The 25,912-nt window shown below is 64.0% G+C and carries 22 protein-coding genes; 11 read left to right on the top strand and 11 right to left on the bottom strand.

Translation table 11 applies throughout. The features are described from left to right. Positions 1 to 2 precede the first annotated feature (2 nt). The 5 genes from BLW25_RS17825 to BLW25_RS17805 all read right to left on the bottom strand — a co-directional run bounded on the left by BLW25_RS17825 (position 3) and on the right by BLW25_RS17805 (position 6,777). Positions 3 to 713, bottom strand: a complete 711-nt coding sequence (locus BLW25_RS17825) for an ABC transporter ATP-binding protein (RefSeq protein WP_092902649.1) — start codon at positions 711 to 713, stop codon at positions 3 to 5. Then, positions 710 to 1,501, bottom strand: coding sequence for an ABC transporter ATP-binding protein (locus BLW25_RS17820; RefSeq protein WP_092902647.1), 792 nt, complete (start codon positions 1,499 to 1,501; stop codon positions 710 to 712). Before BLW25_RS17820 ends, BLW25_RS17825 begins: the two co-directional genes overlap by 4 nt. Then, on the bottom strand, positions 1,498 to 2,826 hold the full coding sequence (locus BLW25_RS17815) for an ABC transporter substrate-binding protein (RefSeq protein ID WP_092903093.1): 1,329 nt from the start codon (positions 2,824 to 2,826) through the stop codon (positions 1,498 to 1,500). The genes BLW25_RS17820 and BLW25_RS17815 overlap by 4 nt, the downstream gene beginning before the upstream one ends. 31 nt (positions 2,827 to 2,857) lie before the next feature. Continuing rightward, on the bottom strand, positions 2,858 to 3,955 hold the full coding sequence (locus tag BLW25_RS17810) for a class II histone deacetylase (RefSeq protein ID WP_092902645.1): 1,098 nt from the start codon (positions 3,953 to 3,955) through the stop codon (positions 2,858 to 2,860). Between the two features lie 104 nt (positions 3,956 to 4,059). After that, on the bottom strand, positions 4,060 to 6,777 hold the full coding sequence (locus BLW25_RS17805) for a winged helix-turn-helix domain-containing protein (protein WP_171909631.1): 2,718 nt from the start codon (positions 6,775 to 6,777) through the stop codon (positions 4,060 to 4,062). Positions 6,778 to 7,107: 330 nt separating this feature from the next. Between BLW25_RS17805 and BLW25_RS17800 the strand changes: the two genes are divergently transcribed. Next, positions 7,108 to 9,390, top strand: coding sequence for an FdhF/YdeP family oxidoreductase (locus tag BLW25_RS17800; RefSeq protein WP_092902641.1), 2,283 nt, complete (start codon positions 7,108 to 7,110; stop codon positions 9,388 to 9,390). Then, positions 9,387 to 9,698, top strand: a complete 312-nt coding sequence (locus BLW25_RS17795; RefSeq protein WP_092902639.1) for a hypothetical protein — start codon at positions 9,387 to 9,389, stop codon at positions 9,696 to 9,698. The genes BLW25_RS17800 and BLW25_RS17795 overlap by 4 nt, the downstream gene beginning before the upstream one ends. Positions 9,699 to 9,704: 6 nt before the next feature. Here the strand turns inward: BLW25_RS17795 and BLW25_RS17790 are convergent, their stop codons facing one another. After that, positions 9,705 to 10,091, bottom strand: a complete 387-nt coding sequence (locus BLW25_RS17790; RefSeq protein ID WP_092902637.1) for a type II toxin-antitoxin system VapC family toxin — start codon at positions 10,089 to 10,091, stop codon at positions 9,705 to 9,707. Then, positions 10,088 to 10,336, bottom strand: a complete 249-nt coding sequence (locus BLW25_RS17785; RefSeq protein WP_092902635.1) for a type II toxin-antitoxin system Phd/YefM family antitoxin — start codon at positions 10,334 to 10,336, stop codon at positions 10,088 to 10,090. The genes BLW25_RS17790 and BLW25_RS17785 overlap by 4 nt, the downstream gene beginning before the upstream one ends. A gap of 156 nt (positions 10,337 to 10,492) precedes the next feature. Here BLW25_RS17785 and BLW25_RS17780 point away from each other — a divergent pair, with 156 nt between their 5' ends. From BLW25_RS17780 to BLW25_RS17740, 9 genes are all read left to right on the top strand, one after another. Next, the gene (locus BLW25_RS17780) at positions 10,493 to 11,092 is read left to right on the top strand and encodes a dimethylsulfonioproprionate lyase family protein (protein WP_253188575.1); all 600 of its coding nucleotides are present in this window, start codon (positions 10,493 to 10,495) and stop codon (positions 11,090 to 11,092) included. Between the two features lie 15 nt (positions 11,093 to 11,107). Continuing rightward, positions 11,108 to 12,094, top strand: coding sequence for a fatty acid desaturase (locus BLW25_RS17775; protein WP_092902633.1), 987 nt, complete (start codon positions 11,108 to 11,110; stop codon positions 12,092 to 12,094). Next, positions 12,060 to 14,573, top strand: a complete 2,514-nt coding sequence (locus BLW25_RS17770; RefSeq protein ID WP_143040553.1) for a carbohydrate-binding protein — start codon at positions 12,060 to 12,062, stop codon at positions 14,571 to 14,573. Before BLW25_RS17775 ends, BLW25_RS17770 begins: the two co-directional genes overlap by 35 nt. Before the next feature lie 7 nt (positions 14,574 to 14,580). Then, a complete protein-coding gene (locus BLW25_RS17765; protein WP_092902629.1) occupies positions 14,581 to 16,809 on the top strand; it encodes an MGH1-like glycoside hydrolase domain-containing protein in 2,229 nt (742 codons plus the stop codon). 101 nt (positions 16,810 to 16,910) lie between these two features. Beyond that, entirely contained in the window at positions 16,911 to 17,981 is a 1,071-nt protein-coding gene (locus BLW25_RS17760) for an ABC transporter substrate-binding protein (RefSeq protein ID WP_253188574.1), read from the top strand. 35 nt (positions 17,982 to 18,016) lie between these two features. Then, positions 18,017 to 18,880 carry an ABC transporter permease gene (locus BLW25_RS17755; protein WP_216279413.1) on the top strand — a complete coding sequence of 288 codons (864 nt, stop codon included), beginning with the start codon at positions 18,017 to 18,019 and terminating at the stop codon, positions 18,878 to 18,880. A 4-nt stretch (positions 18,881 to 18,884) separates the two neighbouring features. Then, on the top strand, positions 18,885 to 19,664 hold the full coding sequence (locus tag BLW25_RS17750) for an ABC transporter permease (protein ID WP_092902625.1): 780 nt from the start codon (positions 18,885 to 18,887) through the stop codon (positions 19,662 to 19,664). Then, a complete protein-coding gene (locus BLW25_RS17745; RefSeq protein WP_092902624.1) occupies positions 19,651 to 20,685 on the top strand; it encodes an ABC transporter ATP-binding protein in 1,035 nt (344 codons plus the stop codon). Before BLW25_RS17750 ends, BLW25_RS17745 begins: the two co-directional genes overlap by 14 nt. A 1-nt stretch (position 20,686) precedes the next feature. Then, positions 20,687 to 21,259, top strand: coding sequence for a cysteine hydrolase family protein (locus tag BLW25_RS17740; RefSeq protein ID WP_171909630.1), 573 nt, complete (start codon positions 20,687 to 20,689; stop codon positions 21,257 to 21,259). Positions 21,260 to 21,289: 30 nt separating this feature from the next. Here the strand turns inward: BLW25_RS17740 and BLW25_RS17735 are convergent, their stop codons facing one another. The 4 genes from BLW25_RS17735 to BLW25_RS17720 all read right to left on the bottom strand — a co-directional run bounded on the left by BLW25_RS17735 (position 21,290) and on the right by BLW25_RS17720 (position 25,629). After that, positions 21,290 to 23,137, bottom strand: coding sequence for a family 2A encapsulin nanocompartment cargo protein cysteine desulfurase (locus tag BLW25_RS17735; protein ID WP_092902620.1), 1,848 nt, complete (start codon positions 23,135 to 23,137; stop codon positions 21,290 to 21,292). Then, the gene (locus BLW25_RS17730; protein WP_092902618.1) at positions 23,112 to 24,041 is read right to left on the bottom strand and encodes a family 2A encapsulin nanocompartment shell protein; all 930 of its coding nucleotides are present in this window, start codon (positions 24,039 to 24,041) and stop codon (positions 23,112 to 23,114) included. The genes BLW25_RS17735 and BLW25_RS17730 overlap by 26 nt, the downstream gene beginning before the upstream one ends. A gap of 132 nt (positions 24,042 to 24,173) precedes the next feature. After that, on the bottom strand, positions 24,174 to 25,130 hold the full coding sequence (gene epsC, locus BLW25_RS17725; protein WP_216279411.1) for a serine O-acetyltransferase EpsC: 957 nt from the start codon (positions 25,128 to 25,130) through the stop codon (positions 24,174 to 24,176). Positions 25,131 to 25,185: 55 nt separating this feature from the next. Next, the gene (locus BLW25_RS17720) at positions 25,186 to 25,629 is read right to left on the bottom strand and encodes a rhodanese-like domain-containing protein (protein WP_253188573.1); all 444 of its coding nucleotides are present in this window, start codon (positions 25,627 to 25,629) and stop codon (positions 25,186 to 25,188) included. Positions 25,630 to 25,912 lie beyond the last annotated feature (283 nt).

Below are 25,912 nucleotides of genomic sequence, written 5' to 3'. Positions count from 1 at the left end.
GCTCAGCCCCCCAGATATGTGGCGAAAATTTCCGGAGAAGACAGGAACTCCTGCCCCGTTCCCGACCAGGCGATGGCGCCATTGTCGAGAAGATGCATCCGGTCAGCCATATCCGCGATGCGAATGGCATTTTCCTCGACCACCAGAATAGTGCGCCCCGATTTCGCCAGCGCCTGCACCAGCTCATAGATCTGGTCAATCACGATGGGGGCGAGCCCGAGAGAGGGTTCATCGAGCATCAGGATCCGCCCGCCCGCCATCAGCCCGCGCCCGATCCCGACCATGCGCCGCTCGCCACCTGAAAGGGTCGAGGCAGTCTGAGCCTGCCGGTCGCGCAGTTTCGGCAGCAGCGTAAAGACCTCATCAAGACGGCGTGCCTCATCGCGCGCAGCCTCGGGGAGGTAGGCGCCCATCCTGAGATTGTCGAGCACCGACATGCCCGGAAACAAGAGATCGCCCTGCGGCACATGGATGACGCCCGCCGCGACGATGCGGTCGGGCCGCGCGCGGGTCAGCGACTGGCCGTCAAGGCGGATCTCACCGGCGCGTGCGCGGGCAAGGCCTGAAATCGCGCGCAGAACCGTGGTTTTCCCATGCCCGTTCGGGCCGACCAGCGCCGCGAATTCGCCCTCTTTGACCGTCAGCGAAATGCCGCTTATCACCCGCTGCACACCATAAGTGACCTCGAGACCGCTGATTTCCAACAGGCTCATGCGGCACCTCCATTGAGATGGCCGCGCAAGCGTTCAGAGGCGCCGGCCCCGAGATAGACATCAACCACAGTGGCATCTTCGACCAGTCCGCCGGGCGGGCCTTCGAAAATCTTCTCACCGTGATGGAGGATCATCACGCGTTCGGACAGGCCTACGAGAAAGCGCATCACATGCTCGATCAGGATGATTGTCACGCCGCGCGCCTTCAGCCTCTGGACGCAATCCATGATCACATCGGTCTCGGCATGGGTCAGGCCGCCGACCGGTTCATCCATCAGCAGGATCTTCGGATCGGTCGCCAAAGCCGAGGCGATCATCAGCAGTTTACGGTCGATCACCGGCGCCTGGCCCGCGAGTGTCGCCCCGCGCGGGGTCAGCCCCACGAAGTCCAGCGCCTGATCGGCGGCCTCCTGCGTCGCGCGTGAAAGCCGCAGCCCGGGCATCGCCCGCGCGCGGCGCCCGAATTGCGCCGCCAGCCGCACATTGTCGCGCAATGACATGGAATCAAAGGCCGCATTCAGCTGGAAGGTTCGTGCAAGGCCCTGATGACAGATGCGGTCGGGGGCGTCAGCGGTGATCTCTTTGCCAGCCAGCAGCACCCGACCGGCGGTCGCGGGCGAGAGGCCGGAGAGCACGTCGAAAAGCGTGGTCTTTCCCGCACCATTCGGCCCGCCGATCCCCAGCACCTCGCCGCGCCGGACCGTGAAGTCCAGCGCGTTGACGGCTTTCAGCGCGCCATATTGTTTGGTCACCCCCTCGCAGGCGAGGATCGTCGCGGGCTCCGTCATTTCAGCCAGGACGGTTTCACATAGGGGCCGGTCGCATAGGGCCAGGGCGCGATCAGCTTACCGCCCACGGCCGCATCCTGAATCTGCAGGAACTGATGCGGCATGCCGAGCGAGGGGTCGTTCACTTCGGTCGGGAAGGCGCGCGCGGCGTTGTTTGCCGGGTTCATCCGCGTGGTGCCACAGACGCCGCGATAGATCAGGTTCCGCATCCGGTCGGCGACCAGGCGGTTCTGGTCGGCATTATCCGGCTCGCCGCTGCCCCCTGCGAGCGCCGCGCCCACGGCCCAGAGATAGGCGCCATCATAAGGTTGCGCCCCGGAATTATGGCCCGCAGCCTCGCCGAACCGCTCTTTGAAACGTTTCTCGAAATCCAGCCCGATCTCATCCTGAAGATCGCCCACCAGGGTTGCATAGATCACCCCTTCCGATGCCTTGCCGGCAATCTCGCGGAAGGCGGGGACCATCGGGCCATATTGCATATAGATCAGCGAATTCGTGGGGTTGGGCGCGAATTGCACCATGAACTGCGCCAGATCGGCGGGGAAGAAATGGGTGATGCAGATCACTGCCGGCGGATCTTCACGCAGTTTCGCCAGTGTCGGACCCCATTCCGAGATCGGCACGGAAACCGTCTCGAACATGGAAATCTCCCAGCCATATTCCGCGGCACGTTCTTTGACGCCATTGGCGATATTCGCGGCATAGACGCCCGCCGAAAGGATCACCGCCATCTTGTTGTTCGGACGGGTAAATTCCTTATTCGCCTCCAGCGATTTCAGGAAATCGAGGAAACCCGGCCCGTACCAGTATTCCGCAGCACAGCCCTGGAAGGAGCCGAAATAGCGCTCGGGGTCGGATTCAATGAGGCTCGTATGACCCAAAGTTGCGTCATAATGGACATAGATGATGCCGCTGTCGGCGATGACATCGGGGATCGCCGAGCCGGAGCCGACATTATAGCCGTTTATCACCGCATGGACGCCGTGGCGGTCGATCAGACGCTGCACGGCCTGGACGTTGGTGGCATCGCCCATCTGCTTGGTATCCTCGAACTGAGGCTCCAGCGGGCGGCCGAGAATGCCGCCAAGCGCGTTGATCTCGTCACAGGCCATGATCAGACCGTTGCGAAACTCGACCCCGTCAGCGGCGGCGAAATCGGTAAGGGGGGCCGCCTGGCCGACCGGGATGGCGCTGCCCTGCGCGCGGGCGCCGTCATTCATACCCGCAAGCATCGCGCCCGCTGCACCGCCGAAGCCGGCGACGCCCTTGAGGAATGTCCGCCGCCCGGGGATCACATTTGGGGCTGCCAGTTTCAGCGTTTTCATGACCATTTCCCTATTGTTTTATATGTGTTTTTTATCTGATCGCGTCGAGAAGCGCCGCCGAATCGGCAATCATCGCGGCCTGATGTGGCTGCAATTCCTGCTGGCCCCAGCCTGCATGTTCGGCCCAGGGGTCGCTGACATGGGTGCGGATCCCGCTCATTTCTTCCAGCACGGCAAGGCCGCAATAGGGGGCATACATCGCCGAATATCCGCCCTCATGTGACATCATGAGACGCCCGCCGCACAGCCGGTCGGCGGCCTCCATCAGCATGGCGGTCATCTGGCGATAGCCTTCCGAGGTCACCATCATCCGCCCCATCGGGTCGACCGCGCAGGCGTCGAACCCTGAGGGCACCACGATCAGATCGGGCTTGTAACGCTCGAGCGCGGGCAGGACGACACGGCGGAACGCCTCGATATAGGCGCCATTGCCGCAGCCCGGCGGCAGCGGGATATTGAGATTGTAGCCCTCGCCTTTGCCGGTGCCGCGCTCGGAATGCAGGCCGGAATGGGTCGGGTAAAGCCGATCCTGATGCAGCGAGATCGTCAGCACATCGCCGCTGTCATAAAACGCGTCCTGGGTGCCGTTGCCGTGGTGGACATCCCAGTCCACTGTCGCGACACGGCCCAGGCCATGCGTCGCCTGGGCATGCATGATCGCCACCGGCACATTGCCGAAAAGGCAGAACCCCATGCCGATATTGCGCTCGGCATGATGTCCCGGCGGGCGCACCAGGGCATAGGCATTCTGCACCTGGCCGGTCAGCACCGCATCCATCGCGGCAATCGTGCCGCCCGCCGCCAGCAGCGCGATGTCGAAACTCCCGGCGCCAAGTGGCGTGAGGTATGAGGCATCGCCCCAGCCCGCCTCGCTGATCGCCCTGATCTTCGCGATATGCTCGCGGGTGTGAAAACGCGCGATCTCATCCTCCGTCGCGGGGCGCGGTCTGATCGGTGCGAGGTAATCCAGCAGGCCGGAGACCTCGAGCAGATTGCGGATCCGCCGCTTGGTCTCGTGGTTTTCGACATGTTCGCCCGGCTGCACCGTCAGGCCCGGCGGGAAAACCAGGTTCCAGTTCTGGGTATTATGCCAGTGATACAGCTCATGCGACACGAGGCCGGTGGTCATCGCGCGTTTCTCCCGCCCAGAGATTCTCAGGTCTTACGGGGAGGAGGCTAGGCGAGGGTTAAAGGGGACGCGCCTCCCTTAGGGGTGGGGGTGGCGAAAAATCTTCACCACCCTTTCGGGTGGGGGTCCGGGCGGTCTCCCCTGGCCGACAAGGCCAGCACCGCCTGAATGCGGCTGGAGACACCAAGCTTGGAGAAAATATTCTTCAGATGCCATTTCACCGTATCCATCGAAATCGCAAGCTGTTCGGAAATCTCGCGGTTCGAAGCTCCGGCCTGCAAGGCCGCCGCGACCTCGGCCTCTTTTGGCGACAGGAGCGGTGGCGGGGCCTGGGTCTGTGGCCCGGCAGCAGGTGCTGAGGGAGCCAGCCGGGAATGGAGGCCCGTGACAAAGGCGGAAAGCGCCACGTCACGCGACCAGGACGGGATGCGCGGCCTTGCCCAGTCGATCACCCGCGCAAGGGCTGCGCCCTCATCCAGCAGGCTGCGCAGCGCGCCCTGACGAAAAGCGGTCTCGACAGCTTCGGAAATCGCATTCAGGGCGGCCATGCGCTCGCCGGCGTTCAGCGCGGCGATGGCGTTCACCGCCTGAACCTGCACCAGCCGTCTGAGCCGCCCCGAATAGCGCAGCCGCCCGACGATGCGGGTCAGACGCTCATGCGCGGCGGCGGCAGTGCCTTCGGCGATCAGCACCCGTGAAAGCGCGATCTGTTCCATCTCATGCGCGGTCGAAGGCGCGCCGGGGCTCTCACTGCTGTCTTCGCTGACGCCGCGCGCCATCAGCACACCCCGCGCCAGCGCCGCATTGCCCCCGGCCAGCAAGAGCCGGACATGATCGTTCAGCGCTGAAGCGACCAGCCGGCGGTAATGGTTGCGGGCGCCGGAAACCTCGGCCTCGGAGAGGATCGCGATGGCGGCTGCCGTCTCGCCCCGCGCCGCCGACAGCCGCGCAGCTGACAGGCGCACCGTCATCTCATGGACCACAAGGCCAAAAGCCTCCATCTCACCGCGATGGTCGGCCAGGTGTCGCGCGGCGGCGTCGAGATCGTCGCTTTCATAGGCAAGCTCGGCCTGGAAGACCGCAGCCATCGCCTCGGCATAAGATCCCGCGCCAAGCGCCTCGCGCGCCATATCGGCGCCAGAGGCGAAATGCTGACGCGCGATTTGCAGATTGCCGGCGGATTTCTCGATCAGCCCGAGGATCAGCTCGGAATAGGCCATGCCAAAGACCGATCCGGCCTGTTCATGCGCCGCGCGGCCCCGGCTACAGGCAAGGCGCGCGGGGCCAAGGCTGCCCAGCGGATACTCGCAAAACCCGAGCACATTGTTCAGCGTGCCGCGCAGGAAATGTTCCTGATGCGGCAGGCCGGGCAACAGGGTCAGCGCCATCCGCCGCGCCCGGGCAGAGCGTTCCCCGGCCGAAAGCGCGCCTACCCCCAGCACCTGCATCTCGGCCCAGAGCGCGGCATGGGTCTCGCGCGGCAAAGCTGCGTCAGACTGCGTCTGGCGCAGGAGATCGCGGGCGGCACGCACGCAGGTCAGCGCCCGGCGCGGCGCGCTGGAATGGAAATAGACCCAGGCCTGGGCCAGCAGCAAACGCGGCCGGCTGTCATTCACGCCCGGCGGCAGCCGTTCAAGCCAGGCGCGCAGCCGGGTGATCTGGCCGAGCTTGACTGCCGCCATGCAGCAGGTCTCGACCAGTTCGGCCGCGCGCAGCGTATCACCCGCCGCCAGGGCATAATGCACCGCGTCGATTTCCAGCCCGCGTGCGGAAAGGCAATCGGCGGCGGCGCGGTTCAGCGCCGGGGCCAGTTCGGCGGTGCGGGGCAGGCTGCGCAAGAGATCGGCAAAAAGGTGATGGTAGCGGAAGGTCGTGCGCGAGGGCGTCAGCGCCACAAGGAACAGGTTCGCCTGGTCGATGCGCCGGATCATCGCCGCTGCATCCTGATGCCCGGTCACCTGCGCCGCCAGATCGGCATCGAACCATTCCAGTACCGCGCTGCGGCTGAGGAAATCCATCATATCGCCGGGCAGCCGCGACAGAACCTCCTGGCCCAGAAAGGCGGCAATATCACCATCTGCGCCGGAAAACCGTGCAAGAAAGCCCGGCCGGTCGCCTTCCTCATTCATCGCGAGACCGGCGAGTTGCAGCGCCGCGATCCAGCCCTCGGTCCGGGTATGGAGCGTCGTCAGCTCTGCGGGTTCCATCGTGAGCCCGAGGCTTTCATGCAGGAAATCCGCCGTCTCGGCCCGCGAGAAGCGCAGCGCGCTGTCGGGGATACGGACCAGCTGCCCGCGCGCCCGGAGATGCGCCAGATGCAAAGGCGGATCGCTGCGCGAGATCAGCACGATATGGAGCCGGGAGGGCGCGTGATCAATCAGCGATTGCAGGAAGGCGAGGGCTTCTGCAGAGGTCAGGCGGTGAAGGTCATCAAGCACGAGGACCAGGGGCCGCCCGGCTGCCAGAACCGCTGCGACAAGTGCCGCAAGCGCGCCGGTCGCAGACAGGGATTCCGAGGTGATCAGGTTCTGCAGCGCCATGTCAGGCGCGGGCAAGGCGCGCCCGACCGCGCGGATCAGATGCAGGATGAACGATCTGCCGCTGTCGGCCATTGGATCCAGCGAAAGCCAGGCGAAACCCGTTTCCTCAAGCCCGGCGCCCCATTGTGCCACCAATGTCGTTTTTCCAAACCCAGCCGGCGCGCGCAGGACCGTCAGCGGATGCGCCAGCGCCTGATCCATCAGCGCAAGGGCCGCCTCGCGCCGCAAGAGCGTCGACCGTAAGAGCGGGGGGTGAATCTTGGTGTCTATAACGGTCGCCATGTGCCGCAGTCCGGCGGGAATGCCGGCATTTGTCAACCTCGGCCCGGGGGCTGTGCCGGAACATGGCGTCACAACCACTGGCAAGAAAGACACATTCCTGATGGGAAAATAAGCAAATGTCGTATGACTGCCTGAAAAGGCGCATCTGACACTTGGAATTCCTGCCCCCTGCGCTATTTCACCGGGGCAACCCTTGCGCTTTTGCCTCGCCCGCCGGTCTCTGACCGCCGAGGACAGGCGGCCTCCGGCAGCTGTCAGCCAGAAATCCGGCCTCATTCTCCACCGTCCCGCGACGGGCGAGGGGGCTTTGCGCGCGAAAAAGGGGCCGTCATGGGCAAGAACGAGTTTATCGGCAAGTCTTCGGCAGCGGCTGGCGGCTGGGGCGCGCTGAAAAGCTGTGGCAAGCGGCTGCTTGCGACCGGCAACCCCCTGGCCGGCGCACGGACCATGCTCAGGGCGAACCAGCCCGACGGATTTGACTGCCCGGGCTGCGCCTGGGGCGACCCGGAACATGGCTCTTCGTTCGAATTTTGCGAAAACGGCGTCAAGGCGGTGGCCTGGGAGGCGACCCAAAAACGTGTCACGCCCGATTTCTTTGCCGCCCATACCGTCACCGAACTGCGCGGCTGGTCGGATTTCGATCTTGAACATCAGGGCAGGCTCACCCATCCGATGGTCTATGATACGGCCAGCGACCGTTATCGCCAGACCAGCTGGGAGGAAGCCTTTGCCGCCATCGGCGCCGCGCTGAATGCGCTGGATGATCCGGACCGGGCCGAATTCTACACCTCGGGGCGGGCGTCAAACGAGGCGGCGTTCCTCTACCAGCTTTTCGTGCGGCTTTACGGCACCAACAACTTCCCCGACTGTTCGAACATGTGCCACGAGGCCTCGGGCGTGGCGCTGACCGAAGCGATCGGCATCGGCAAGGGCACGGTGCTGCTCGAGGATTTCGAAGCGGCGGATGCGATTTTCGTGATCGGGCAAAACCCAGGCACCAATCACCCGCGTATGCTGGCCGATCTGCGCAAAGCGACTGCGCGGGGCGCGAAAGTGGTGGTGTTCAACCCGCTGAAAGAAAAGGGACTTCAGCGTTTCGCCGATCCGCAGAACAAGCTGGAAATGATCTTTGGCGGATCAGAGCCGACCTCGACCGATTACTATCAGCCACGGCTTGGCGGCGATATGGCGGCGGTCAGAGGCATCGCCAAACTGGTTTTCGCGGCCGAAGACCAGGCGCTGGCCGATGGCCGCCCTTCGGTGATTGATCACGCCTTTATCCGGGAGCATTGCCACGGATTTGACGCCTGGAAGGTCGAGGTCGATGCCACCGACTGGGATCAGATTCTCGAACAGTCCGGCCTGACGCTGGAGGAAATCACCCGCGCGGCCGGAGTCTATCTGGCCGCAGATAAGGTGATCTGCACCTGGGCGATGGGGGTCACGCAGCACCGCCATTCGGTCGCGACGATCCGCGAGATCGCCAGTCTGATGTTCCTGCGCGGCAATATCGGGCGGCCCGGCACGGGGCTTTGCCCGGTGCGCGGTCATTCCAACGTCCAGGGCGACCGGACGGTCGGGATCAATGAGAAAGCCCCGAAAGCGCTGATCGACGCGCTGGAGCGGGAGATCGGCGTGAAAATGCCGCGCAATCGCGGACATAACGTGGTCGAAGCCATTGGCGCCATGATTTCGGGCCGGGCAAAGGCTTTCATCGGGCTTGGCGGCAATTTTGCGCGCGCCACGCCTGACAGTGATCTGGTGGCGAAGATCCTGCAAAGCCTGGATCTGACCGTGCATGTTGCGACCAAGCTGAACCATTCGCATCTGCTTCCGGGGCGGGTCTCTTACATCCTTCCCTGCCTTGGGCGCACAGAAATTGACAAGAATTCCAAAGGCATCCGTCAGATCGTCACTGTCGAGGATTCGATGAGCATGGTGCATGGCTCGGGCGGGATCAACATGCCTGCCTCGAAAGAGCTGAAATCCGAAGTGGCGATTGTCGCAGGGATCGCAGCGGCGACGGTGGGGTCGGAACATGTCGACTGGGCGGGCCTTGCCGATGAGAATGACCGGATCCGCGACCTGATCGCCCGCGTGTTGCCTGCCTTTGGCGATTACAACACTGCGGTGCGGCAAAAGCGCGGCTTCTGGCTGAGGAACCCGGCATCGGAGCGCGAGTTCAACACCGCCACCGGGCGCGCGAATTTCTTTCCCGACCGGCTGCCCGATCAGACCGAATGGCAGCAGGCGGGGCCGGGGCGGCTTGTCCTTCAGACATTCCGCTCGCATGACCAGTACAACACCACCATCTACGGTATGGATGACCGGTATCGCGGGGTTTATGGCGAACGGCGGGTGATCTTTATCAATCGTGACGACCTTGCCCGGCTGGGCCATGGCGCGGGTGATCTGGTCGATCTGACCAGCGAGGCGGCGGATGGTGCGGTCCGGAGGGCCAGTGGGTTCCGCCTTGTGCCCTATGACATCCCGCAGGGCTGCATCGCCGGCTATTACCCCGAACTGAACCTTCTGGTGCCGCATGACGCCTGGGGCGAGGGCAGTTTCACGCCGGTTTCCAAGTCGATCCTCGTGACGCTGCACCCGCAATGAGCACCGGTTCCGATCCCCGGGAAGAGCGCTTCATCGCGCTCAGCGAGGCGGTTGCTGAACGGGGGCCGCCAATGATGGCGGCGATGTTGCTGGTCACGGCACATATGGGGATCTGTTCCGACAGCCGCAGTTTCGCGCGGATTTTCGGGGTCGAACATGCACTTGTCCTGCGCGAGCTGGTGGCGATGGAGATTGAGACGCGGCTGGTGACGATCCTGCGCCGCGACCGCAGCCAGCGGGTGCATTATGCGCCCGGTGAGGCCGCAGAAGATCTGCTGGCCCATGCCGAGACCGCCCTTGCGATCTGACGCCGCTTAAATTTCCAGCACCGGCCCGCCATAGGCGAGCACATAGCGATCCTGAGACAAAAGGCGCATCCCCTCTGCCGCTGCCTGGGCGACCAGCAGCCGGTCGAACGGGTCACGATGCAATGGCGGCAGGGTCGCAAGCGCAAGGATATGACGCCCTTCGACGGTCAGCTCCTCATAGCCCGCTGACAGCAGGCCGGCCCTGAGCACCCCCGGATCGGTGCGGAAATCCGGGCGATCGAGGCCGCGCTTGATCGCCACCTCCCACAGACTGGCGACGCTGAACCAGAGCCGGTTCGCCGGATCCTCAATCAGTGCCAGCGCCCGGGCCGGGATCAGATCCGGTCGCGCCGCCACCCATAAAAGGTAATGGGTATCGAGCAGCAGATTCACGGCTGAGACCCCGTGTCATCCTCAAAGAGGCCACGGATCAGATCGGCATCGCGGTGATCGAAATCATCGGGCACGTCGATCTGCCCGGCGAGAAAGCCGGTGCGGCGTGGCATATCCGTCTCGATCATCACCACTTTGACCAGCGGCTTGCCGGCGCGGGCAATGATAAAGGGCTCCCCCTGCACCGCCTCTTCGACGAGGCGCGAGAGATGTGTCTTGGCTTCATGCATATTGACGGTTTTCATCACAGCACCCGGTCTGACTTAGTCTGTTAAACTTAGTCTGCTTCTCGCATCGTGACAAGCTATGCGCGCCAGCCTCACAGAACCATTGCCGCAGGCCTTTTGCCCTCCTATCATTTCGTGTGACAGAGCAGCTGCACTCTGCGCTGCGGCCAGCCGATGAAAGGCGCGACTGTGACATTGTACAACCGCCCCCCCGAGGTTCAGAATTTCATCGAGGTGACGCTGGCACTGATGGCGGAGCTGGCTGCGACCCCCGAGGCAAAAGCGGCGCTCGCGGGTATCCGCGACGGCGTGAAGCGGGTCGATCCGCAAACCCCGCGCAGCCCCGGAAGGCAACCTGCCTGCGCGCATCTCGGGGCTGCGCTTGCCCATGCCGCGCAAACCCCGCAGCTCGCCCCGCTTTGCGCGGCGCTGGAGGCGGCCGAGCCGCATCTCGAATGGACGGGCGAAGAGCGCAATGGCCTTGCATCCGGGAGCTATGCCGAAATCACGCTTCTGGGCCCGGGCGGGCATGAAGAGCGGCGCGATGTCTGGCTGGGCCTTTCGCTGCTGGCGCCACATGTGCGCTACCCAGATCACAACCATGCGCCGGAAGAGGTCTATCTGGCGCTGTCCGAGGGCGATTTCTGGCGCGAAACCTCTGGCTGGTTCACGCCCGGAACCGGCGGCACCTTTTACAACCAGCCCTCGGTCCGGCACGCGATGCGGTCCGGCGAGGCACCTTTGCTGGCGATCTGGGCGCTCAGGCGTGTCTGACACGGTGCGGCTGCCATGAGCGGGGCCAATGAGCCGCAGCGCCTGCCGGTGTTGCCGCGTGATATGCTGCTGCCTCCCAGGTTCGAGACGCCGACCTGGGGGCTGGTCGTGCTGTGTTACGGCGGCTGGCTGCTGGCCGGGTTCTGGCTCTGGCCGGCCCAGCCCTGGCTTGCGCTGATCGTGATGGGCGTTGCGGTGGCACTGCAATCCTCGCTTGCGCATGAGGTGCTGCACGGCCATCCGACCCGGAACGCAGGGTTGAATGAGGCCCTGGTCTGGCTGCCGATCGGCATTTTCTACGCCTATCGCAGCTATAAGCTGACCCATCTTCAGCACCATAATGACGAGCGGCTGACCGACCCCTATGACGATCCCGAAAGTTACTATGTCGCGCTTTTCACCTGGACGCGGATGCCGGGATTGTTGCGGCTGGTGCTGCGGGTCAACAATACGCTGCTCGGGCGGGTGGTGCTTGGCCCATGGGTTGCGGTCTTCGGTTTCACCCTGGCAGAGGCGCGCCGGATTCTGGCGGGTGACGCCAGGACCCGCAATGCCTGGGCGCATCATCTGGCGGGGCTGGCGGTGGTTCTGCCGCTTGTTCAGTTCGGAATGGGCATTCCGGTCTGGCTCTATCTCCTGGGGCCGGGCTGGATCGGGCTCGGGCTGATCGCGATCCGCAGCTATTGCGAACATCAATGGGCCGAAGACCCGAATGGGCGGACGATCATCGTCGAACGCTCGCTCCTCGCGCCGCTGTTTTTGTTCAATAACCTGCATTTCGTGCATCACAAACTGCCGCGCGTGCCGTGGTATCGGCTGCCCAGGGCCTATAATGCCGCACGGGATGACTGGCAGCGGCTGAATGGCGGCTATGTTTTCCCCAGTTATTACAGCATATTGCGCGCCTATGCCTGGCGGATGAAGGAAGATACTCCGCATCCCGCCTGGCGGCGGGAGGAGACAGGCAGTGCAGAACCAGCCAGAGATGACCGAGACGCTTGAACCGGGCCGCCCCGCCGCCTATTGGTTCTGGTCCGGCCTGCCCGGGCGGGAGGCCATGCTTTCACAGCTGACAGAGTTCCGTGATGCCGGGTTCAGCCGTATCTATATCCAGGCGCGGCCTTCAATGCCTCTGCCGCTCTACCTGTCGGACGGATTTCTCGCGGCCTATCGCGAGGCGGTGGAAATCATGGGCAGGCTCGGGCTGAAGGCGGGGCTTTATGATGACTATGCCTGGACCAGCGGTCAGGCGGGGGGGCGTGTGGTCGATGGCGCGGATCACCTGCGCGAACGTCATCTTTTCTGGGCCGTCAGCGGCCAGGCCGAGGCGCATGTTTCCGGGATAACAGCGACGCTTGGCGCAAGCCTCGGCCCGGCTGTGCGCGACTGGATCCATGAGGGCGGCCGCCCGGTCTGCACCGACTGGGATCTGGTCGCGGCGGTGATCCTCCACCCCGATGGCCGTATCGAGGAGGGGGTGGCGCGGCTCACCTCGACAAGCGAGACCGGCGTCACGGCGCGGATCGACGACCTTCCCGAAGGCGCGCGCTGGATCCTTTTTGCCGCGACCCGCATCGCCAGCTCGCGGGTGATCAATTACCTGCTGCCCGAGGCCGGCCAGCGCTTTGTCGAGCGCGGGCTGGAGCCCTTTGCGACCGTTCTGGCAGGGCTGATCCCCGGCGTGGTGGATCAGCTGTTTTTCGACCAGCCCGCGCCGGTTCTTTACCGCTGGACCGAGGCGGAGGGGAACTTGCTGAACAGCTTCCTGTGGTCCGAAGACCTTGCAGCCGGCATTGCGGCGCGGGGGCCTGTCGGTCCGCAACTGGCCGCGCTGCTTTTTGACACCGGGCCCGGGACTTCTGCCGCGCGCAGCCATATCTGGCGTCTCTATACGCGGCTGATCGGCGAGGCGTTTTTCGCGCCGGTCCGCGCGTTTTGTGACCGCAACGGCCTCGCGCTGACCGGGCATGAGATCTTGCCGCATGTTGCCTCTTTCGCGCTGAATGGCGGGTTCTCCTCGATTGATCCGCGTGTGGCGCTGGCGGCGGATTTCTTCGGGCTGGACGCCTGGCGCGATATCACGGCGGTTGATGTCAACAACCTCGGCCCGCAATTGGCGCCGGTGCTGGGGGACAGTATCGCCCGCGCCTCAGGCCGGCGCGGCTGCCTGACCGAGCTTTATCTGACCGCGGAACGCAGCGAGACCCGTGCCGCCGGTCAGTGGGAGATCACGCCCGCCGCCCTGCGCGCGCAGATGATCCGGCTGCATCTCCTGGGTGCGGGCCAGGTGATTCTGCATGCGCTTTATGCCGATGCCGATGCCGGTGACGGGCGGACTGAGCCGCTGGCCAATATGCGATTTGATTTTGCGCCGGGCTATAACCTGCAACCCTGGTGGGGGGTGATGCGGGCGCTGAATGACGAGATCACCGCACTCGCGGGCTTTCTGGCAGGCGCGGTGCCGCAGGCCCAGGTCGCGCTTTTCTACCCTTACGAAACTGCCCTGACCGAAGGGCCGCGCCATGATCATGCCCGGCTGTTCGGCGCCTGGGCAGAGGCGCTCTGGCAGCTTGGTCAGCCACCGCTGATCCTTGATGAGGCGGGTCTTCAGCGCATCACCCGGGGCGCCAAAGGGCCGGAGCTTTATGGCAGCCGCCTCGCGGCGCTTGTGTTGCCGGCGGTCACGGGCTTTGCCGATCCGGCGAGCCAGGCCCGTATCGATGCGCTGCCACTGCCGGTCTGGCGCGGCGCGCCGGATCTGCCCGGGCTGCACCGCTTCCTCGCTGACGAAGGGCCGGTGGTCACGTCTGACCCCGCTCGGGCCCGCGATCTGGTTTCCCATCTGGCCGGGCGCGATGCGACAGGCGCCTGGCGGCTGGTTCTGTTCAACGACAGTGCCGCGCCGCTCAGGGCGCAGATCAGCCTCGGCGGCGGATTTTACCATAATGATGCGCCGGAGGCACTCGCCGGGCTTGATCTTTACCTCGAACCGCAGGAATTGCGCTGTCTGCGGCTGCGCGAGGCTGGTTTGCCCGCAGGTCAGGTCAGGACACTGACCGAGCCTGTGCCGCGCTGGCATCGCCATATGCTCGACAGCGGCTGGACGCTGCAAACCAGGGGCGAGGCGCGTCCAATCAGCGTCTGCCGGGGCTGGCAGGAACAGGGCGACGCGGATTTTTCGGGTATCGGGATCTATGAGACCCGCTTCCCCCTGGCAAAGCCTGCCGCGCCGCTGCTGGAACTGCCAGGTCTCGCCTGCGCGGCGCAGGTCTTTCTTGACGGGCGCTATGTCGGCCGGATCTGGCACCCGCCCTGCCGGCTTGCTCTCGGCATGCTGGATGCGGGCGTGCATCACCTCAGGCTTGAGATTGCCAATACCGCCGCGAACCGCTTTTATGCCGGCACCCCCTGGCAGGGCGCGCTCTGGCCTGATGCGTCCGGGCTGACCGCACCGCCTGTGCTGCTGACGCCCGTTTCGTGAGGCCCCGATGTCGATGACCACGACCCTGCCGCTTTCGCGGCTCTGGTTCACCTGGGGCGAGCGGCCCGCCGAGATGATCTTTCAGCCGCTGGGGCTCAGGGTGACGCCGGTCCTTTATTCGACAAGGGCGCGCAAGACCTCGCTGATCGAGCCACGGGCGGATGTGGTGCGGCTGGGGGCGCATCGGGCGGATGGCGGCTTCGCGGGGCTCGAGACAGATTTCGCCGGCACAAGGATCGGGTTTCAGGCGGGAGCCGTTGATCCTTTTGCGATCCGTGGTGCCTGGGAGGCGCGCGAGACCGGCGAATGGGGGGCGAGGTTCTGGGTGGTGCTGGCGATAGCCGCCGATGGGGCGGAAGCGCGGTTCGACAAGGCGGCGGAGGCGGTGCTGATCCGCATGGGCCATCGCTGGGCCGCGATTGTCAGCCGCGATCCGGCGATCGTCGTATCCGGCCACCCGGATCTGGGCGCTTTGCGTGACGATCTGGAAGAAAACGGCTATTTCAGCCTGGAGAGCCGGGCGGAGGCCGCCCCTTTGCTGGCATTGCGTTTCAATCTCGACATGATGCGAGACGGCGCCTGGGCGGCTGCGGTGGCTGACAACGAACTTCTGGCTGTGGCAGGGGCAAAAGCGGCACTGGCCGCACCCGCGCCTGTGCCCGGATCACTGCATGAGGGGGCTGCCGCCGGTGCGCTGGAGGCCATTCGCGACATCACCGGCTGGAACACGGTCTGGGACACGGAAAACCATCGCCCCTATACCAAAGTGACGCGGATCTGGAATCTCGGGCGCTATGCGGTCTGGTATAATGACCAATGCTATGCCGCGCTGCTGGCGGGTGTGCTGGACCCGGATCTTGCGCGGCAGAATATGGCAGTGGCGCATGGAGGCGCTACGCCGCAGGGGAATATCGCCTGTATCGTGACGTCGAACGACGCCTGGGTGGATCGCAGCCAGCCGCCGCTTGGCGCGCTGGTGGCCTGGTCCCTGTTCCTGCGCCTGGGCGAACGTTCGCTTCTGTCGGCGCAGTATGAGATTTTGCTGAGAAACCATCGCTGGTGGCGGCGGGAACGCGACCCGGATTCGAGCGGCCTGATCTCTTGCGGATCGTCGGATGTCGGCGCGGCGCTCTATCAGGGCACCCATTTCGGCGCCCGGAATGAGACGGGCATGGATAACAGCGCCACCCATGATGAGGCCGTCTGGCAGGCGGAGAGCCGCAGCCTATCGACCTGGGATCTGGGGCTGAATTGCGTGGTTGCGCTGGATGCCGAGATGCTTTCGCTGATCGCGGCAGAGCTGGGCGATACCGCCACCGCGACCGAGATGCGCGAAATGGCCGGGAAGCATCGCCGGCTGATCCGCGAACAGCTCTGGGACGAAAGCCGCCAGATCTTTGCCAACCGCCAGCGCGGCGGGGCATTTGTGAAATCGCTGTCTCCAACCAGCTTTTACCCGCTTTTATGCGGCGCGGCGGATGCCGGCCAGCAAGCGGCACTGATGCGGCATATGGAGGATGCGGAGACCTTCCGCAGCCCCTGGCCCCTGCCCAATGCCACCCGCGACGATCCGGCCTATCAGGACAATGTCTATTGGCGCGGACGGATCTGGCCCAATGTGAATTACCTTGTCTGGCTGGGCCTGCACCGCGCCGGCGAGACCACGCGCGCCGCGCGTCTCGCAGCGGAAAGCCTGGCACTTTTCCGCAGGAACTGGGACGAGGCGCGGATCGCGGGCGAGAATTACAACCCCGAAACCGGCGAAGTGCTCGATCAGGGCGATGCCGATGGATTTTACATCTGGGCGGGGCTGCTGCCACTGATGGCGGTCGAAGAGATCTGCGGATTCTCACCCTGGACCGGGTGGAGCCTGCAAAACGGGCCCGATTGCCGTATGGGCCCGCTGGAAAGCCCGCTCGGGTCGGTGGTGGTGAGCCGGGCAGGGGGGGTGCTGACACTGTCAGACCCGACGGGCCAGGCGCGGCTGGTCAGCGATATCGCGGGTCCGCTCAGGCATATCCGTTTTGGCGAGGGCTGTTTCAGCTGTGAAATCCCCGCCTGCGTGGCGGGCAGTCTGAGCCTGCCGCAGGTCCGGATGTCAGATGTGCTGGCGATTGAGCTGGATGGCGCGCCACAGCTGCAGGATCCCGGCGATGGCCCCCTGCAGCTGCGGTTGTCGACGGCCAGACCGGCCCGGCTTTCGATCTGGTTTCGCAACATCCGGCATGGTGCTTGACAGTGACGGTGTTGCGCTGTCCCTTGCGGGACAAGATCGCAGGAAGATCAGAGGCCCGGCGCCATTCGCGCCCGCATGGCCTTCAGGGAGGGAGACGGGAAATGAAACTCAGCAGACGCGCAATGGTGCAACTGATGGGCGGCACGGTGCTGGCAACGACGCTGATGGGGCCGCGCCGCGCGCTGGCGGCGACGAAGATCACCGTGTTGAACTGGCAGGGCTACGGCACCGACGAGAAATGGGCGCTTGAGGCCTTTAAGGCCGCGACCGGTATCGAGGTCGTGCACGACTATTTCAATTCCGAAGCCGAGATGATCACCAAACTGGCGACCAATCCCGGCGCCTATGATGTGGTGCTGATCAACTCGGCCCGGATCGCGCAGGCAGCGGGGCAGGGGCTGATCCAGCCGGTCGATTTCGCAAAGATCCCGAATGCGGCGGGCCTCGCGCCGAAGCTCAAAGACCATGACAATATGCAATATGAGGGCGAGACCTTCGGCTGCGCCTGGGTCTGGGGGATGAACGGGCTGGGCGTCAGGGATGGCAAGACCGATCCCGACAGCTACGCCGCGCTCGCAGACCCGGCCTGGGCGGGCAAGGTCGCGCTGTTCGACGATGCGGTGACCGCTGTGGGCCTTGGCGCGCTGGCCACCGGTCAGGACATGAATGACCCGAAAGACCTGGAGGCGGTGAAGGGCTTCCTGCAATCGGTGCGTCCGAACCTGCACAATCTCTGGACCTCGGAAGACCAGTGGAACAAGGCTTTCGCAGCGAATGAGTTCGATCTGTCGGTCGCCTGGTCGGGCGGCGTGGTGCGCTCGTTCCGCAATGGCGGTCTGCCGGTGCATTTCGTGGTGCCGAAAGAGGGTGCGATCGGCTGGCTCGACGGACTCGCCGTGCCCTCGACCGCTCCGGATGTCGATGCAGCCCATGCGTTCATCAATTACATGATCGACCCGGATTTCTATTTCCGCTGGGCGACCGAGGTGGGCGCGCCGGCTTCGGCCAATGTCGATGCGATGGCAAAGCTGCCCGAGGATGACCTGATGAAACAGGTCCACAAAGCGGAATATATCGACACGATGTCGATCATGTCTGCCCTGCCGGATGCGCGGCGCGATGGGTTCAACGCGCTCTGGCAGGAAATGAAAGCCTATTACGCCGCGAAATGAGCGCAGGCCCCATCTCAGCAGCCCCCGCCCTGAAAATGGGCGGGAGGCGCCTGCCGCCCTGGGTTGCGACCACGGCGCTTTTGTTGCCGGCCTATGGCTGGCTGTTGATTGCGATATTCCTGCCCTTGGGCGCGATGTTCCTGTTTTCCTTCATGACAGCCACACCCATTGGCAATAAGGAAATCGGCTACACGCTTGATCAGTATAAAATATTCTTCACCCAGCCCTATATGTGGCAGGTGGCCTCCTGGACCTTCCAGATCGCTTTCGCGACCACGCTGATCTGTGCCGTGACCGGATTTCTGGCCGCGCTGGCGCTGGCGCGGTCGGGCCTTGGGCGGTCGCAATGGATCTTCCTGATCCTGATCCTTCTGCCGTTCTGGACCAATGGGCTGGTGCGGATCTTCTCCTGGACCATGGTGATCCGGGAGGGCGGGTTCCTTGATGCCGTGGTGCAGTTCATCCTGCCCGAGGCCGCATCGGTCGGCTTTCTCTATTCCCGCCCGGCAATCGTGCTGGGCCTGGTGCATGGCTATCTGCCCTATATGGTCCTGACCTGCTATATCGCGATCTCGACCATTGACGATGCGATTGTCGAGGCGGCAGAAAGCCTTGGCGCCCGCTGGTGGACGATCCTTGGACGCATCCTGATCCCGATGGCTGCACCCGGGCTGATCGCCGGATCGGTGCTGATCTTCGTGCCGGTCGTCGGCGCGTTTATGGAGCCGCGGATCCTTGGCGGGCCGCAGGGAGTGACGCTTGGCACCGTGATCGAGGACAGTTTTACCCAAGGCTTCAACTGGCCGCAGGGGGCCGCGCTTTCCTTCATGCTGCTTGCGGTGGTGCTGGCGATCTTCGCGACCTTCTCCGGCGTGCTGAGCCGCAATGCGGAGTTGTGAGCGGATGAAAGCCTTTGGTCGCCTGTATCTCTGCCTTCTGATCTTTTTTCTCTACCTGCCCATTGGCGTGATGATCGCGATGGGCTTCAACGCCTCGCCCTATTACCAGCTGCCCTTCGAGTTCTCGACCCGCTGGTGGCATGAGCTTTGGCAGAACCAGGAGCTGATCGAGGCCGGCAAGAATTCGGTTATCGTCGCCGTGATCGTAACGCTGATCGCCACCCCGGTCGGCACTGCCGCCGCCGTGGCGCTGCATCGGCGTGAATTTCCGGGGCGGAATTTTCTGCGCGTCATGCTGCTTCCGCCCATCGCGATCCCCTGGCTGATCACCGGCACCGCGATGCTGGTGATGTTTTACTGGAGCGGCATCGGTCGCGGCTTCCATGCCATGCTGATCGGCCATGTCGCACTGGCCATTCCTTACGTGGTGCTCGTGGTCTCCACCGGCCTGCAAACCATTCGCCAGGATCTCGAAGAGGCCGCGATGAGCCTTGGGGCGACGCCGCTTTTCGCCTTTTTCCGGGTGACCCTGCCGTTGTTGACCCCCTCGATCATCGGCGCTGCGCTGTTTGCCTTCGCGGTCTCGCTTGATCAGTTCGTGATCTCGTATTTCCTGGCCACGCCCGGCTATACGACGCTGCCCGTGAAAATCTATTCCGCGATCCGCAAAGGCTTCACCCCCGATATCAACATCATCTCGACGGTGCTGTTGCTCGCATCAATGGCGCTGGTGCTGATCTATTTCATCTTCTCGAAGTTCGGAGCGAAAGATGTCCGACGTTAAGCTGACGGGCATCGCCAAATCCTATGGCGGCAGCCCCGTTCTGACCGATATCACAGTCGATTTCCCATCGGGGAGCTTCACCAGCCTTCTCGGCCCGTCCGGCTCGGGGAAGACGACGCTTCTGAGGATCATCGCGGGCTTTATCACGCCCGAGGCGGGTCAGGTGACCATCGGCGGCGAAGACGTCACCCGCATCCCGGTCTGGGCCCGCAATATCGGCATGGTGTTCCAGTCCTACGCGCTGTTCCCGCATATGAGTGTCAGGGACAACGTCGCCTTCGGCCTTGGCCAGCGCGGGGTCAAAGGTGCCGAGGCAAAGCGCCGCATTGATGAGGCGCTGGAGATGGTGCGGCTGCCGGGCTTTGCCGAGCGCCTGCCGAAACAGCTTTCCGGTGGTCAGCAGCAGCGCGTCGCGATGGCCCGGGCAATTGTGACCGGGCCGAGGGTTCTTTTGCTTGACGAGCCGCTTTCTGCGCTGGACCGGCGGCTCAGACAGGAGATGCAGGTCGAGCTTCTGAGCCTGCAACGCGAGATCGGCGTGACAACGATCTTTGTCACCCATGATCAGGAAGAGGCGCTGACGCTGTCGGATCAGGTGGCGATCCTCGACCGTGGACGCATCGTGCAGATGGGCGCGCCGGCCGCGATCTATGAACGGCCGGCCACCCGCTTTGCCGCCGAATTCCTTGGCGATGCCAATTTCTTCACCGGTCGTGTCGAGGGCGGCGCGATCACGGTCGCCGGACACCGCATCACCGCGCCGGGCCTGGCCGAGGGCCGCGACGTGACACTGGCGGTCAGGCCCGAAAAAATCAGCCTTGATGCCGCATATGAAAACCAGCTGCGCGCGAAAGTGCTGAACGCGATCTACGCCGGCGCGAACCTGACCTATCTGATGGAAGGGCCGGGCGGGCAGCGGCTGAAGGTCTTTGCGCAAAACAGCGACGGGGTGATCCTGCCCAATGGCGCGGAGGTCACGCTCAGCTGGCCCGCCGCGCATACAATCCCTGTGGAGGGCTGAGATGCGCGATATGCTTCATATGGTCATCGACATGCAGCGGCTGTTTGATGAGGAAACCGTCTGGCACACGCCGATGCTGCGCGAGGTGCTGCCGAATGTGTTGCGGCTCTGCGAGGGGTTTCGCGGCCAGAACGCCTTTGCGCGCTTCGTGGTGCCCGAGACGGCCGAGGCGGCAACCGGCACCTGGGCGCGCTATTACCAACGCTGGGATATGCTGACCGGCGAAAGGATCGATCGCGCGCTGCTGGATCTGGTGGCGGAATTGCAGCCCTTTGCGGCGAAATCTCTGGTGATCGACAAGCTGATCTATTCGCCGTTCAAAGTGGCTGGCGTGACCGAGAGGCTCCTTGCCGCTGGGGTGCGGCATATCGTGTTTTCCGGGGTGGAAACGGATGTCTGTGTGCTGGCGGCAGTGATGGATGCGATGGATCTTGGCTTTGACGTGACCATCGCCATTGATGCCGTCGGCAGTTCCGCGCGCGAGGCGCATGAGGCGGCCCTGCGCCTGATCTACCCGCGTTGCGAAGATCAGATCCGGCTCGCGACCACTGAGCAGATCCTCAGCAACAGGTAACCCGCCCCGTGCCTTCGGGGCGGGTCTGTTTCAATGCGGCGCTTTCGACAGGCGCTGCACCACAGCGATGAAGCGGTCGACCTCATCGCGCGTATTGTAGAAGGCCAATGAGGGGCGCACCGTTGTCTCCAGCCCAAAGCGCCGCAGGATCGGCTGAGCGCAGTGATGGCCGGTGCGCACCGAGATACCTTCCTCATTCAACGCCACGCCGACCTCATGCGTGGTATAACCTTCCAGCGTGAAGGACAGAACCGAGGCCTTGTCGCGCGCCGTGCCGACCAGCCGCACACCTTTGATGGGCCGCAGCAGTTGGGTGGCGTAATCGAGCAGCTCATGCTCATAGCGGCCGATATTCTCGATCCCCCAGCCCTCGACATATTCCAGCGCGGCACCAAGGCCGACCGCATCGGCGATATTGCCGGTCCCGGCCTCGAACTTGTTCGGGGCGGGCTGAAAGCGGGTGCGCTCGAAGGTGACATCCTCAATCATATTGCCGCCGCCCTGCCAGGGCGGCATGTCGTCAAGGATCTCGGCCCTGGCCCAGACCGCGCCGATGCCGGTCGGGCCGAAAATCTTATGCCCCGAAAAGACAAAGAAATCCGCCCCGATATCCTGGACATCAACCCGCATATGGCTGATCGACTGCGCGCCATCGACCAGCGCTTTTGATCCGTTGCGATGCGCCAGATCGACGATCTCTTTCACCGGCACCACGGTGCCTAGCGCGTTCGAGACCTGTGTGACCGCGACAAGCTTCACCTTCGGCCCCAGGAGACGCTGATACTCGGACAGGATCACCTGGCCGTCATCGTCCACCGGGATCACCCTGATCTTCGCGCCGACCGCCCAGGCGAGCTGCTGCCAGGGCACGATATTGGCGTGATGTTCAAGGTTAGAGACGATGATCTCATCGCCCTCGCCGATATTTCGCGCGCCCCAGGACTTGGCGATCAGGTTGATCGCCTCGGTGGTGCCCCGGGTAAAGATCACCTCATTGACGGAAGGAGCATTGATAAACCGCCGCACGGATTCCCGGGCATTTTCATAGGCATCGGTGGCGCGGGCGGCGAGCTCATGCGCGGCGCGGTGGATGTTCGAATTCTCGTGCTCGTAGAAATACGAGACCCGTTCGATCACCTGGCGCGGTTTCTGCGTGGTCGCGGCATTGTCGAACCAGACGAGTTGCCGCCCGTTCACCCGCTCCTGCAGGATCGGGAAATCGCGGCGCACGGCATGGACATCAAAGGCCCCACGCTGCGGCTGGCTTGCCGGGGTCGCGCGCGCGGGCGCCCGGTTGTCTGCCAGCAGTGCGCGCAGATCATCCGCGCCGGGGAGGCCAAAGCTCCGGGCAGAAACCAGATCCTCGCGCGGGACGTCCTGCGCTTTGGACTGCGGCGCGTAAGGCGTGGCATCTGCGAGGAAATAGAAGGGCGATGCGCTATCTGTTGTGGGTGCTGTACGCGGAGAAACCTGCGGCACGCCCAGCGAATGGCCGCCGAACCGGCCGTTCAATGCAGGCGGCACGATGGCGGCGTGATCGGGCAGGCCGTTTGTCGCCGCCGCTTTGGGCGCCAGCGAGGGTGTCGAGGCCAGCACCGCCGCCCCGTCCTGCGGGTTGGCTGGCGCGGCATTTGCCCCGGGCGCAAAGGTCCCGGGCAAGGCGGGGCCATTCGCCAGTGGCCCGGGCGAAAAGCCCGCGGGCTGCGGATTGGCCGGCACCGGGTTTGACGGCAGGTGACCAGCGCTGTTCCCCGCAGCGCCCGGAAGCGCTGCGAAGAATTGCGAGGCGAGGCTCGTCAGGGCCGCCACATCGGGCAGCCCCTGGGGCACCGCATCCGGCGCGGGAAGCGGGTTACTTATAGGTGTCGGGATAGTCATGGAACTTGCCGATCTCCACATCATCCAGCACGGCCAGGGCATCCGGCGATTGCACGACGAGGCTGCAGTAAAGGCTGATCAGGTATGACGCGATCGCCGAGCGGTTGATCCCCATGAAGCGCACGGACAAGCCCGGCGCCTGCTCGCCAGCCAGCCCCGGCTGGTAAAGGCCGACCACGCCCTGGCGCTTGTCGCCAACCCGGATCAGCAGGATCTTGGTCTTGCCATCGACCACCGGCACCTTGTCGGACGGGATGATCGGAATGCCGCGCCAGGTCAGGAATTGCGAGCCGAACAGCGAGACCGTGGGCGGCGGTACACCGCGCCGGGTGCATTCGCGGCCAAAGGCGGCGATGGCATCGGGATGGGTCAGGAAAAACGCGGGCTCTTTCCAGACTTTCGCGATCAGCAGGTCCAGATCATCCGGTGTCGGCGCGCCGGTCAGCGGGTAGTTGATCTGATCGGGATGGACATTGGCCAGCAACCCGTAATCCGGGTTGTTGATCAGCTGGCCTTCCTGGGTTTCCTTGATGGTCTCGATGGCGAGACGCAGCTGCTCTTTGACCTGGTCGAACGGACTGGAATAGAGATCCGAGATACGGGTGTGAACATCGACGATGGTTGAAACGCCGTTCAGGAAATATTCGCGCGGGGTCTCATCGTAATCGACAAAGGTCTGCGGGAGTTCAGATTCATCTTCGCGCGCGGTACAGGCGACATGCACATCCTGCGGGTTTTTCACCGTGTTCAGCCGGTAGATCCCGGCCTCGACCGGCAGCCATTGCAAGAGGTGGACAAGCCAGCGCGGGCTGATCGTCGCAAGGATAGGAACGGTTTTAGTGGCATTGGCAAGCTGGCGGGCGGCATTGTCGCCAAGCGCGGATTGCGGGGAGAGATCGGCCATAAGGCGCTCCGGTTAAGGAAGGTTGAGGGAAGAGGCAGTCTGAAACTATGTTCTGTTTTGTTAATTCTTGGTGGAATATTGTTCCAAATCAATCAATTTTCTTAGCATAATTTGCCAAATATGGGGGAAGTGTCAGGCAATTTTGACATGTCCATTCTCTGGCTGTCCCTGCGATTGCGATCTGGCCTGCGACACCATGCTTCTGGGGGGGACATCGCCGGTGACCCAGACATTGTCGCCAAGGACTGATCCCTGACCAATGGTCACGCGGCCCAGCACCGTGGCGCCGGAATAGATCACCACATCATCTTCGATGATCGGATGGCGGGGCAGGCCCTTGACCACATTGCCCTGGATGTCGGTCGGGAAGCTTTTGGCGCCCAGCGTCACGCCCTGAAACAGCTGCACCCGGTCGCCGATAATGGCGGTGGCGCCGATCACGGTGCCGGTGCCATGGTCGATGAAAAAGCTCTCACCGATACGGGCGCCGGGATGAATGTCGATGCCGGTCTCGCCATGGGCCATCTCGGCGATCAGCCGCGCAATCAGCGGCAGGCCAAGGGTAAACAGCCGATGCGCGAGCCGATGGTTGATCAGAGCGCGCAGACCCGGATAGCACAAAAGCACCTCATCGACGCCACGTGCGGCCGGATCGGCGCGGAAGGCGGCGACGACATCGGTGTCGAGGATCCGGCGGATCCCGGCCAGGCTCTGGATGAATGCGGCGACAATGACCGGGGCAGCATCGGGCGCAGGCGCTGCCCCGGGGCCAAGATATCGGTGCGCCCAGTCAAGTTCGCGCGCGGTTTCGCGGGTCAGGTCCTGTGCGGCGCGGGTCAGCGTGGTTGCAATGAACTCATTCTCGTTCTCCTGGCGCAGATCGGCAGGACCAAGCCGCATCGGGAACAGAACCGCCCGCAGGTCGGTGACAATCGCCGCGACACGCTCGGGTGAGGGCAATTCGCGCGGCCCTGCCTCTTCAAGGCGCAGATGTGAGACACGCCAGTCATGGCGGGCTTCGGCGAGGCCGGCGACGGTCGCCGAAATATCTTCCGCGAAACCGTCATGGCCGCGGGCAGGGATGGGCATTGCTGTCTCCGTAAAACCAGGGATGGCGTGGCCCGGGGGCCAGAAGGGCGGCGTTTTAATCCTGGTGCCAGGGCAGGCCGTGAAAGCGCCAGCCGTCGGCGGTGCCGCGCTGGCCGGCAGCATCGAGCTCGCCCTCAAAACCCTCGGCCACGCTGAAGGCCCGGGTCCAGCCGGCTTTGGTCAATGCTTCGGCCGCCAGCGCCGACCGTTTGCCGCTGCGACAGATCAGCAGGAGCCGTGCCGTTTTATCCGGCACCTGCGCCGCCACCTGGCGAACGAAATGCGGGTTGCGGTTCATCGCGGTTCCGGTCGCCCAGGCGACATGCAGTGAGCCGGGAACGCGCCCGACATAGGCGCGCTCTTCCACAGTGCGCACATCAAGGATCACCGCCTCGCCGCGCGAGACAAGATCCCAGGCGGTGCCGGGCGCTATGACCCCGGCAAAGCCATCCTGCGCCACGGGAACCGCGTAAAAGCCGGTATCGGCACGAAGGTTCATCATCACACTCCCACTTTTGGCCCTGGCTGCGGGTTACGCAAACCACCGGGCCGGGCCCGCAATGAAGTCAGGATAGCGCTGGAAATCCCCGGTCAGGAACAGGTTTTCGACCCGTTTTGCCCGGGGCTGCTAAACTTGGAACGGGCCGATTGCAGCGCTTGCGGAAGAGATAAAGTTTCTCTTCCGCGCGCGCCTTTTGGGGAAGGGGCGATCTGCGCCAGCCTGGAGCCGGCAGGCGTCAGCGCCGGAAATCGCCGCGAATCTGCGGTAAAAATCGTCGGCA

This window comes from Rhodobacter sp. 24-YEA-8, assembly GCF_900105075.1.
Taxonomy (GTDB): Bacteria; Pseudomonadota; Alphaproteobacteria; order Rhodobacterales; family Rhodobacteraceae; genus Pseudogemmobacter.
Note: the sequence above shows the minus strand (reverse complement) of the source record. Positions and strands in the feature narration are given on the sequence as shown.